Annotated in this window: 8 protein-coding genes; 1 reads left to right on the top strand and 7 read right to left on the bottom strand. The window is 56.9% G+C overall.

The genetic code is table 11. The features are described from left to right. Nucleotides 1-40 precede the first annotated feature (40 nt). The 3 genes from aaeB to aaeX are packed head-to-tail and all read right to left on the bottom strand — an operon-like array spanning nt 41 to nt 3,157. On the bottom strand, nt 41-2,008 hold the full coding sequence (gene aaeB, locus ACNQ0T_RS12665; RefSeq protein WP_038416806.1) for a p-hydroxybenzoic acid efflux pump subunit AaeB: 1,968 nt from the start codon (nt 2,006-2,008) through the stop codon (nt 41-43). 5 nt (nt 2,009-2,013) lie between these two features. After that, the gene (gene aaeA, locus ACNQ0T_RS12660) at nt 2,014-2,946 is read right to left on the bottom strand and encodes a p-hydroxybenzoic acid efflux pump subunit AaeA (protein ID WP_023298740.1); all 933 of its coding nucleotides are present in this window, start codon (nt 2,944-2,946) and stop codon (nt 2,014-2,016) included. A gap of 7 nt (nt 2,947-2,953) precedes the next feature. Then, nucleotides 2,954-3,157, bottom strand: coding sequence for a p-hydroxybenzoic acid efflux pump operon protein AaeX (gene aaeX / locus ACNQ0T_RS12655; RefSeq protein ID WP_003860416.1), 204 nt, complete (start codon nt 3,155-3,157; stop codon nt 2,954-2,956). A 178-nt stretch (nt 3,158-3,335) separates the two neighbouring features. Between aaeX and aaeR the strand changes: the two genes are divergently transcribed. Then, nucleotides 3,336-4,262: an HTH-type transcriptional activator AaeR gene (gene aaeR, locus ACNQ0T_RS12650; RefSeq protein ID WP_022649561.1), complete on the top strand. Its 927-nt coding sequence runs from the start codon at nt 3,336-3,338 to the stop codon at nt 4,260-4,262. 113 nt (nt 4,263-4,375) lie between these two features. Here aaeR and tldD read toward each other — a convergent pair whose 3' ends face one another. The 4 genes from tldD to ACNQ0T_RS12630 all read right to left on the bottom strand — a co-directional run bounded on the left by tldD (nt 4,376) and on the right by ACNQ0T_RS12630 (nt 11,806). Then, nucleotides 4,376-5,821, bottom strand: a complete 1,446-nt coding sequence (gene tldD, locus ACNQ0T_RS12645; RefSeq protein WP_199126317.1) for a metalloprotease TldD — start codon at nt 5,819-5,821, stop codon at nt 4,376-4,378. Nucleotides 5,822-5,904: 83 nt separating this feature from the next. After that, a complete protein-coding gene (gene yhdP / locus ACNQ0T_RS12640; RefSeq protein WP_417930107.1) occupies nt 5,905-9,711 on the bottom strand; it encodes an AsmA2 domain-containing protein YhdP in 3,807 nt (1,268 codons plus the stop codon). 42 nt (nt 9,712-9,753) lie between these two features. Then, nucleotides 9,754-11,223: a ribonuclease G gene (gene rng, locus ACNQ0T_RS12635; protein WP_003860405.1), complete on the bottom strand. Its 1,470-nt coding sequence runs from the start codon at nt 11,221-11,223 to the stop codon at nt 9,754-9,756. Next, nucleotides 11,213-11,806 (bottom strand): Maf family protein, encoded by a 594-nt coding sequence (locus ACNQ0T_RS12630; protein ID WP_003860403.1) that lies wholly within the window; start codon nt 11,804-11,806, stop codon nt 11,213-11,215. Before ACNQ0T_RS12630 ends, rng begins: the two co-directional genes overlap by 11 nt. Between the last annotated feature and the right edge of the window lie 7 nt (nt 11,807-11,813).

Below are 11,813 nucleotides of genomic sequence, written 5' to 3'. Positions count from 1 at the left end.
CACAAAAAAACCGACGCTTTTGGCGTCGGTTTTCTCTTCGTTAGCTGTCTGTCAGCGCATTCTGGTAGCGGTGCAGCATAAACACCAGCCGCTCTACCGGCTCGGTAACCTGCGGCGGGGCTTCCCAGAATCGCAGTTTCTCCTGGTAGATATCCAGCTCCTCCAGCAGTTGCTTAAAGTAGCGGCGACGTTTGTCATCACTGGATGCCGATATCACATGGTCCGCCGTTCGCCGTAGCTGGCGGTGGAAAGCGGACAAATCGTCGTTGATCGGCACTGGCGCGTTCCGCAGACGCTGGTGCGCGATAATCATGGTTAACGCCAGACGGAAGCGAGCGACATCGCCCGGGAATTTATTCAACAGCAGGAACAGTTGCTGGTAAAGGGCCGGAAGGTGGTTCTGCTTGCGCCGCGCGGTGTTGGTGGTCAAGGACGATACGGCGGCCGACACAAACTGATTGAGCAGCACGCGCCCTGTCCGCGCCTGAGAGTTATCCCGCACCAGCAGGATCACCATCATCGCCAGGAAACAGCCCACCAGCTGGCCTAATGCGCTATCCAGGAACTGGCTGAAATGGAAGGTCATCGGGTTATCCAGCACGAGGATGTTAATCGTACTCGCCAGCGCACCTAACGATCCCAGACGGCGTTTTTGTACCTCAATCCCGATAAAGAACGCCATCACCGCCAGGCTGATACAGAGCAAAAGCATGCTTTGCTGCGTCGAGGGGATGATTACCAGGAAGTAGAGCGCGCCAATGGGTAACGCCGCAATGGTGCCGTACAGAAAATCAATAGCGACCATGCGCGGGTTGGGCAGACGCATCGCCAGCGCGGTAACGACGGCAATCATCACCATCGCGCCGCTGCCGGACGTCCAGCCGGTCCACAGCCAGAACAGCGTGCCGAGTATACAGGCCAGGGTGGTACGCCAGAAGTTAACCATCGCATGATGACGCTCGGCGGATTCCGGTTTGATCACCACTTCGCCCTGTAACACCTCTTCTTCCGCCGCACTGATTTTGGTGTTGCTAATCACGCCGCGTTTCAGAAGCAGGTAGCGCGTTGCGGCGCCAACCCAGGTATAAATGGTGACTGGCGTATCCCGTTCGCCCGTCCAGGCAATCACACGACGCATGCGTTTAAGCTGTCGATGCACGTCCTGCACTGTCTCCACAGGCTCATCAAACAGTTCGCGGAAGGTATCCGTTACCACTTCGGGGCGAGTGTTCTGAATCAGGTAGGTTTCACACGCCTGGGTGATCAGCGTTAACGAGACGGTATTGATCGCTTTTAGACGACGATTGGCACGCTCCCAGCGGGAAGACTCCATATTGAGATTACTGCGCATCCCTTCCAGCGCCTGCGTGCGGCGCACCAGCGCGCTCCAGGCCTTGTCGACCTCTTCGCTGTCGCCGTGTTTAATGCACAGCTGCATAAGCTGGTACTGGGCAACAATCAGCGCGTCCAGCTCACGATCGACTTCCTGCTTGATGGATCGCGGAGAGAAGAGCAGATCGGCGACAATCGCGCAGACGATACCAATGACAATCTCGCTGCAACGTTCCACGGCGAACTGCGGAGCAAGCAGCGGTTCACTCTGAATGGTGATGATAATAATCAGCGCGGTATATCCCGCCAGGCCCCAGGCGTACGAGTTCTCCACCTTCACCAGCGAAGAGACCCAGGTGCAAAAACCCGCCCAGATACAGCATACAATCAGCATCAGCAGCGGCGTGCGGATCATCAGGATGATAATGGTCAGGGCGGCGATACAGCCGATAAAGGTACCGATAATACGCAGCATCCCGCGATAGCGAATTGCCCCGGAGTAAGGTTCGCCACCCGCCGCGAAGGCAGGACCGGCGGCGACGATCGCGGCGGTCAGAACAGCCCAGCGCGGCGTTTCAAGCTGGAAATGGAAGCCAACAAACAGCGCCAGCACAATGGCGCATGCCAGCTTCACGGCGAAGCGGATGTGCTGGCTGGCGATGGAAAAAATGCCCATAGCGATCAACCAAACTCGCGCAGGCGATGGGCGATTTGACGGAAGATAGAATCCTGGCTGGCATCACGGTCTTTTTCACCGGTGATCACTACCGTCGCCGTGGTGCCTGCGGGCCAGAGGTTGCTCTGCTGCTCATCCAGACGAATGCGTACCGGTACGCGCTGCGCCAGACGAACCCACTCGAGGTTAGAATCGACGGTCGCCATCCCTTTTGAATCATTGGTACTGCTGGCGTTGGTCACCCCCGCGGCCACGCTGTCCACGGTTCCTTTCAGGACCCGGTTGCTGCCGAGCGGCGTGATTTCGGCGCGATAGCCCGGACGCACGCCTTCCAGCTTGGTCTCTTCCATATAGGCGAGGACGTAGAAAGAGTTCTGTTTCACCAGCGCCACGGCCGTAGAGCCGCGCGTGATAAACTCACCCGCATAGACGTTGAGGTTGGTTACCCAGCCATCGGACGGGGCGCGGATAACGGTACGTTCCAGATCGAGCTTCGCCAGATCGCGCGTCGCCTGCGCTTTTGCCAGCTGATGCAGCACGGTTTGCAGCACGTTATTGGACTGATCAATCTCTTCCCGGGACATGGCCTGGATGCCCAGCTTGTTACGACGTCCTGCTTCACGGCGTTTTTCAGCGGCCAGCGCGTTGTAATACGCTACGTCGGCTTCCGCTTCTTCCAGCGCTTTTTGATAGCGCGGCTGGTCGATAGTGAACAGTACCTGATCTTTTTTCACCAGCTGGTTATCGTGGACATTGACCGCCGTAATGAGACCGGCGACATCGGGCGCTATCGCGACCACCTCCGCGCTGAAACGCGCATCGCGCGTCCACGGGGATTCGGTGTAATAAACCCAGGCGCGAAAAATAGCGATGAACGCCAGGATGACCAGCGCCATAGTGATGGCAGTGCGGGAGATTTTTCTTGTTAGCGTTTTCACATCAACCTCAGACAAACATGCGCGATATTAAATAGAACAGGCAGCAATACAGCGCGGTATTAAACAATGCAGGATGCCAGACGAAATCATAAATCCCGGTAGGGACCAGCACCTTGCGCACCAGCCAGAAGATCGCCAGTGATAAAAGAAGCTCGAAAAATATCGGTGGGAACGACAGACCGAACACCACGATAACGGGAAACAGACTCATGTTGACCTTGATTAAAGAGATGCAGGTTACTGGATTATTAAGCTCACGCCGCCGCAGGAGAGCATGAATTGCCGGGCGAGAGTGGCGCAGCCGTTATGTAATTAATAATATATTAACGTAACTGTTATGCTGTTATCTATCATATGTGATCTAAATCACTTTTAAGCCAGAGTGAATAATGGAACGTCTAAAACGCATGTCCGTCTTTGCGAAAGTGGTTGAGCAAGGCTCTTTTACCGCCGCAGCACGTCAGCTACAAATGAGCGTCTCATCCATTAGCCAGACAGTGTCAAAACTGGAAGATGAGCTCCAGGTGAAGCTGCTCAACCGCAGCACCCGCAGCATTGGGCTGACGGAAGCGGGTAAAATTTACTATCAGGGCTGCCGTCGAATGCTGCATGAAGTGCAGGATGTTCACGAGCAGCTCTACGCCTTTAACAACACGCCTATCGGCACGCTGCGTATCGGGTGTTCTTCAACTATGGCACAAAATGTTCTCGCTGCCATGACGGCGGAAATGCTGAAAGAGTATCCCGGTTTAACCGTTAATCTGGTAACGGGTATTCCGGCACCGGATCTGATTGCCGATGGGTTAGACGTGGTGATCCGCGTTGGCGCATTGCAGGACTCGAGCCTGTTCTCGCGTCGACTGGGCAGCATGCCGATGGTGGTCTGCGCTTCGAAAAGCTATCTGGCACAGTATGGCGTACCGGAAAAACCTGCCGACCTGAGCAACCACTCGTGGCTGGAATACAGCGTTCGCCCAGATAACGAATTTGAACTGATCGCGCCAGAAGGGCTTTCCACCAAACTGCTGCCTGAAGGCCGTTTCGTGACCAACGATCCGATGACCATCTCACGCTGGCTGGTGGCCGGGGCCGGGATCGCCTACGTGCCGCTGATGTGGGTGATCAACGAGATCAACAGCGGCGAACTGGAGATCCTCTTCCCGCGCTACCAGTCGGATCCGCGCCCGGTGTACGCGCTCTATACCGAAAAGGACAAGCTGCCGCTGAAGGTGCAGGTCTGTATTAACTATCTGACGGACTATTTTGTGGAAGTGGCAGAGCTGTTTCAGGGGATGCGGGGAAGAAGGAAAGAGTAGGCCTCCCCCCTCACCCCGGCCCTCTCCCCAAAGGGGCGAGGGAGAAAAGACAGCACGGAGCAGTCCCCTCTCCCCGTTGGGGAGAGGGTTAGGGTGAGGGGAAAATGAAAAAATTACGCCGTGCCGCCCACCGTCAGGTTATCGACCTTCAGGGTTGGCTGGCCCACGCCTACCGGCAGGCTCTGACCTTCTTTGCCGCAGACGCCCACGCCGTTATCCAGCTTCAGGTCGTTACCCACCATGGAAATCTGCTGCATGGCCTCAATGCCAGAGCCAATCAGGGTTGCGCCCTTCACCGCTTTGGTCACTTTGCCCTTCTCAATCAGATACGCCTCTGAGGTAGAGAAGACAAATTTACCGGAGGTGATATCCACCTGGCCGCCGCCAAAGTTCGGCGCGAAGATCCCGTAATCAACGGATTCGATAATCTCCTGCGGCGTGGATTTACCCGGCAGCATGTAGGTGTTGGTCATGCGCGGCATCGGCAGGTGCGCGTAGGATTCGCGACGACCGTTACCCGTTGGCGCAACGCCCATCAGACGCGCGTTAAGCTTGTCCTGCATGTAACCTTTCAGTACGCCATTTTCGATCAGCACGTTGTACTGGCCCGGCGTGCCTTCATCGTCGATAGAAATCGAGCCGCGACGGTCGAGCATAGTGCCATCATCCACCACGGTACACAGCTCGGAGGAGACAAGCTGCCCCATCTGACCGCTGAATACGGACGTCCCGCGACGGTTGAAATCCCCCTCCAGGCCGTGACCGACCGCTTCGTGCAGCAGCACGCCAGGCCAGCCTGCGCCCAGAACCACCGGCAGCGTACCGGCAGGTGCCGCCACGGCAGACAGGTTGACCAGCGCCATGCGCACGGCTTCTTTTGCCCACGTATCCGCGCGTGCTTCGCCGTCAACGTCGCCGAGGAACCAGTCGTAGCCAAAACGACCGCCGCCACCGCTTGAGCCGCGCTCGCGCTTGCCGTCGTCTTCCACCTGCACGCTGATAGAGAGGCGCACAAGCGGACGCACGTCAGCGGCCAGCGTACCGTCCGTCGCCGCCACCAGAATCAGCTCATAGACCCCGCTCAGACTGGCAGAGACTTCCTGCACGCGTTTGTCCGCCGCGCGAGCCACTTTGTCCACGCGACGCAGGATGTCCAGCTTCTCTTCGCGGCTCATGCTTTGCAGTGGGTCGATGCTGGTATAAAGCGCAGCGTGCTGCACTTCACCCAGGGTTTTCACGCGACCGTCGCCGGTATCACGCACAATGGTTCGCGCCGCCTGCGCGCTCTGCTCCAGCGCGGCCAGGCTTATCTGGTCTGCATAAGCAAAACCGGTTTTTTCGCCGCTGACGGCGCGCACGCCGACGCCCTGGTCAATGTTATAAGAACCATCTTTAATGATGCTGTCTTCTAAAACCCAGGATTCGTGATAGCTCGACTGGAAATAGAGATCGCCGTAGTCGAGGCGGCGTTCGGTCAGTTGACCAAGAATGGAGAACAGGTCCTGATGGCTCAGGCCGTTCGCTGCGAGCAAATGTTCACTTACCAGGTTCAGACTCATCGTATTGCTACTCGTTCGTTGCCGCCAGTGGCGGTATAAAATCAATATTATTGAGAGTGAGGCAATTACCTGCCCACGTCAAATCATTGCTGTGCTTCTTTGCGCGGCTGGCGCAGCACTTCATTAATCTGCGGTTTATCGATTGGGCCCGTAATGCGGTAGCGCAGAATCGAGACTTTGCTCCAGAGCGGCCCCAGCACTTTGCTGGCGGCAAATACCGCCGCGCCGATTATCGGATTGACCACAAAAGCGGTAGCGACACCCACTGTAGCGGAGATTTCCGGGGCAACAACCGCTTCCATATCCAGCTCCCGGCGCACGAGGTTCACTGATCCTTTCATGGCGATGTCCGCTTCCAGGCCGTCCAGCAGCGTATCATCGGTATGCATCACGCCGTCCTTGATCCAGGCCGTTCCGCGAATGGAGTCATAATAGAAACCGTCGTTGAAGGTATCGCTGAAATCGAAGCGCAGCTTGCGCAGCAGCGCGTCAAAGCTCAGCAGGCGCAGTATTTGCCCTGCATGACCGGTGCTAACATCGGCAATTTGTCCCTTACCAAAACGGGTTCTGAGGATACCGTTCAGCGAGGCAACGTCCGGCTGCCACGGTGCCGCGCGCCAGTGCAGATCGTAATTCACATCGAAGGACGATCCGCGAAGCGGCGTGCTGATCCCAAAGAAGTTAGCCGCGGAGTCCAGCTTGTTGCCTTTAATATCGCCCTTCAGCGAGGTGCGCTGTTCACCCGGTTTGTTCACCCACTCGCCAGCGGCGGTCATGCGGCCAAAGCCGGTATCCACCAGCCCACCAGAGAGGCTCAGCGTATTGCCCTGAATAGCAAAATCACCGTCGATACGGCCATATTTCTGTCCCCACAGCCAGCACTCCGCGCAGCGCAGCTGGAGATCGGGCCAGTTGCTGAAATCCACGCGCGACGTTCCACTGCTGCTGAAAGGAGACGTACTTGTCGACTGTGTTTTAGACGCCGTAAAGGTCGGGTTGTAATAGAGATAACGGATAGCCGCCTGCCATGGCGCGTTATCGCGCATCGTCAACGAACCGTTAATTTCACGCCCCTGCGCCTCGACCTTTGAGCCGTTCACCGTCGGCCGGGAGACAATACTCAGGTTGTTCCACTGCTGCCCACCTAGCGTCAGCGCAGGCGTGCGCAAGGTAATGGACTGCGGGAACTGCGCCGTTTGGTCGACGTTTTGCCCGACACCTTTCTGAAACAGTGCCAGCCACTCTGCGCCATCCATCGGCGGGAGATTCAGTTCAATGCCCGCCTGCTCCGGCAGCGGCGGCGTGGTACGGCTGTCCGTCGTCCAGATCGCCCTGTCCAGCGTCAGCTTGCGGTTAAGCAGCCAGCGGCTGTTGAAGTGGTTTGTTCCGCCAGCGTTTCCGGTTAAATCAAAGCTGTAGAGGTTGCCCGCAACCTTAACGTTGACGGGCAGTGCTTCACCGCTTTTCTTGTTCAGCGGTGCGGGAAGCTGGCTACTGAGGTTTTTTAGATCGCCCGTAATGTCGACGTTATAGCGCGCACCGGCATGATAAGGCAGATCGATGGCGACCTTGCCATTCCATGACACCGCGCCGTCCACCGCATTCTCAATCGGCTTCGGCAGAACATCCATGCGTGACGGCTGCCAGTTCGCGTCCATATTGACCGCCACCTGGTAGGCTTTATCGCCCTCGGTGGTGGAGAAATCGATATTGACGGGTTGATTGAACCAGGTCGCTTTCAGCGGCTTACTTTTCAGATTGCCGTTAACAAAGCTGAACTGACCGCTAAGGTTTTTCAGCGTGCTGTCCAGCGGCTTGATATAGAGGCTGTTATTGTTCAGACGAACGTCGCCTTTGGCGGTGGTCATTTCACCGTCGAGCGGGATATCCAGATGTAAGCGAGCATTCACATCACCATCTAACTGCAACTGCTGGAGAGTGGCCGCCAGGGAGTCATCCAGCGGCGTATCTTCAAAATATGGGCCAACCGCTTTACCCGGCCCCTTAATATCCGCATCAATCAGCAGTTTCTCTTTGGAGTAATCCGGGATGTTTGCCGTCAGGTTGCTTGCCGTTACGCCGCCCAGCGCAACGCTGTCCGTCTTCATCCACAAGCCGTCATTCAGGAAGTTGAGTTCGATATTCAGATTCTTCAGCGCGGGCCAGTCCGGCTGGAAGGCATAGGTGGCGTTGCGTAGCGGCACCAGAACCTGGAACTGGCCTTCGTTATGCTTATACGGGAACAGGTGCGGATTGCCGCCGTAGACCAGCGTGGCGTTGTCCGCCTGACCGCCCTGAATGGCGCCGCTGAGATAGTCTACCAGCGCTTTCCCCATCAGGTTTTCCGGGAAGTAGCGCCACGCCTGCGAACCGTCATCCGTGCTGATGCCTGCCAGAATGCCCAGCCACGGCTCATCGCCTTCAGGCTGTAGATAACGGAAATTACCGCGGGCATGTACCGCTTTGGCTTTTACATCAATATCGCGACCATCGAGCTGAAAACCTTTGTCATTCTTCCGCCAGTTAAGGGTGGCGTTTCCCTTTTCGATCTCCAGTGGCGCACGGAAGACCGTTTCGTACGGCATTTTTGCTTCCTGCATTTCTGCCGTCAGCCTGCCGTTTTCCACGCTTCCTTCCAGTTTACCGCTGAAGTGCTCGGCACCCGGCAGCAGCTTCCACTGTTTCCATGCGAGATTTTTCCATGCCGCCTGAAAACGCGTCTTTTCCGTGGCCTGGAGCGGAATATCCAGCGCCAGCCGGTTTATCTGCCCGCTCGGCTGCGTCGCCAGCCAGATTTCGCCCAGCTCCGGGGAGAGTTTTGCGGCCATTGAACGCAGCCCTTCGATCGCCGTCAGATCCAGGTTACTGGCGCGGATACGCAACTCATCGCTGCGTTTACCGTTTATCCCGCCGACGTCCTGCTCCGGCATCCACGCCAGCGTCAGTGCGCCGCGCGGCCAGGGTTTGTTATCCATGGAGATGCGCGTATCCGGAATAGCGAACTGCCAGCCGCCTTTATCCTGCGTCACGTGTGCGGTGAGGTTATCGACGGAAAGCTGATGCTGATGGTTTTCCCCCTTCCAGCTCGCGCCCCCCTGCTTAAGCCAGATATCGCCGCTGGCGAACGCCCCGTTCGTCAGGGTCATCCAGCCTTCCAGGCTGAAGCGCGCGGTTTCCAGCTGCATGTTCTGCTGTAGCCACTCACCCAGCCACGGCTTCACGTCCACATCGTCCGCCTGTAGCCACACCCTGCCGTTGTTCAGCAGGCCATTGTCGTCGCGCAGATCCATCCGCACCTGCATAACGCCGTGCTGCCCGTTCAGGCTGGAGAGATTCACCTGCCCCTCGGCGCGGTGGCGATCTTTCCCGTTGAGCCAGGTCAGCTGTGGGATCGCCAGCTCAGCGCGCTGTCCGGAAAGGGTTATAAAGCTCACTTCGCTGTCGCGGAGATCGAAATGATCGAACTGACGCAGGAAGAGATCGCTGATACGGCTGGTTTCCAGCCCACGATCGCTGTCGCCGCTTTGCAGCGGCGTGTTGGTCATCAGCTGAAGTTGCCAGAAGGTGAGATCGCGAAACTGCCAGCGCAGATGCAGCAGGCTTTGCCAGACATCCAGCGCCAGGGTGACGCGTTTGATTTTAAGATGGCCGCCATCTTTCAGGCTGGCGCTGATATCCCGCGCATCAAGCGTCGGGCCAAAGTTCTGCCAGCTTGCCTCGATATGGCTCACGTCCACCGGCAGACCGGTGGCAGATTCGATTTTTGCCAGGATCTGCGGCCGCCAGCTGTCCAGATGCGGCAAGGCGAGACGCAGCCCGCTCACGAGCAACGCGACAATCACGACCAGCGTTGCCCCTGTAAGCAGTAAAATCCCCGGCAATCGCCTCACGCGTCTCTCCTTGTCAGCCTTAAATCTCGCAGCGAACTGCGTTTACATCATGACGACGTCAAACTGCTCCTGGTTATAGAGCGGCTCAATTTGCACTTTTACCTGTTTGCCGACAAAGATTTCCACTTCCGCCAGCGCGTGCGACTCTTCCCCTTTCAGGGCCTCTGCCACCGCAGGGGAAGCATAGACCAGAAAACGGTCTGAGTCGTAGGCATGATGGACACGGACAATCTCACGCATGATCTCGTAGCAGACCGTCTCCACCGTCTTTACCGTTCCGCGTCCATGGCAGGTTGGACACTCATTACACAGGACATGTTCCACGCTTTCGCGGGTCCGTTTCCGGGTCATTTCCACCAGACCGAGCTGCGAGAAGCCATTGATGCTGGTTTTCACGCGATCTTTACTCAGCGCCTGCTCCAGGGAGTGCAGCACGCGACGGCGGTGGTCTTCATTATTCATATCGATAAAGTCGATGATGATAATACCGCCCAGATTACGCAGGCGAAGCTGGCGTGCGATGGCCTGCGTCGCTTCTATATTGGTATTAAAGATGGTGTCATCGAGGTTGCGATGGCCGACAAACGCGCCGGTGTTGATGTCGACGGTGGTCATCGCTTCGGTCTGATCAATAATCAGATAGCCACCCGATTTCAGCTCAACCTTACGCTCCAGCGCACGCTGGATTTCGTTTTCAACGTCATAGAGATCAAATATCGGCTGGCGTCCGGTGTAATGCTCCAGCAGCCCCGGCATTTCCGGGATGTACTCGGCGGTGAACTCCAGTAAGGCTTCGTACGTCAGACGGGAGTCCACGCGGATTCGGTCGAGCTGCGCATCGGCGAAATCACGTAATACGCGCTGAGCGAGCGCCAGCTCACCGTACAGCCGGTAGCGGGTCTGGTTGCGTTTTTTACGCTCCATCACTTTGGTCCAGACGCGCTTCAGATAGGCCGCATCCGAGGCCAGGTCTTCTTCGCTGATCCCTTCCGCTGCGGTACGGATAATAAACCCGCCCTGCTCGTCGCAGTAGGCGCTGACCACCTTTTTCAGGCGTTCACGCTCGCTTTCGCTCTCAATACGCTGTGACACGCCGACGTGCGACGCCCCCGGCATAAAGACCAGATAACGTGAAGGAAGGGTGATGTCGGTGGTCAGACGCGCGCCTTTGGTGCCCAGCGGATCTTTTACCACCTGCACCATCAGATCCTGGCCCTGACGCACCAGCTCAGAGATGTCGCGCACGGCAAACTGTTTTTGCTCTTCGCCTGCCACGCATTCGGTATGCGGCATGATGTCGGAGGCGTGCAAAAACGCCGCTTTATCGAGCCCAATATCTACAAAAGCCGCCTGCATACCCGGCAGTACACGACTGACACGACCTTTGTAGATATTGCCTACGATTCCGCGCCGCGCTTCACGCTCAATATGAATTTCCTGAAGAATGCCACCATCAATGTAGGCCACACGGGTTTCCGATGGCGTTACGTTTACCAACAATTCAGCCGTCATAATTATCCCTTCCCTCACGCAGTGAGTTAAAATTGCTCAGCAACTCATACGTTTCCACCAGCGGTAAGCCGACTACGGCGTGATAGCTGCCATTTATCTTCCTGACAAAACAGCCACCCAACCCTTGAATACCGTATGCACCTGCTTTATCCATAGGTTCACCGCTGGCGATATAGCCGGCGATCTCCTCGTCGGTGAGGACTCTGAACGTCACTTCCGTTACCACAAGGCAATCCAGAACGTACTGGCTGTCTGCCAGCGCTACCGCCGTCATCACCTGATGGGTTTGCCCGGACATGTTACGCAGCATCCGCGCAGCATGGTCTGCGTCGCGGGGTTTCTCAAGCACCTCACCATTGAGAATGACGATGGTATCGGCCCCCAGCACCGGTAAGTCACGCGGCACGCATGCAACGCCCGCCTGCGCTTTTTCACGCGCCAGACGGGAGACATACTGCTGAGCGCTTTCGCCCTCAGCACGTTTTTCTTCGATACCGGTAACGATGCGTTCGAAGGATACACCCAACTGCGCGAGCAGTTCCTGGCGACGCGGAGAACCGGAGGCAAGATACAAAGACGTCATAGAAACC

It is taken from the genome of Enterobacter cloacae complex sp.6700776, assembly GCF_048284255.1.
GTDB classification, from domain to species: domain Bacteria; phylum Pseudomonadota; class Gammaproteobacteria; order Enterobacterales; family Enterobacteriaceae; genus Enterobacter; species Enterobacter intestinihominis.
Note: the sequence above shows the minus strand (reverse complement) of the source record. Positions and strands in the feature narration are given on the sequence as shown.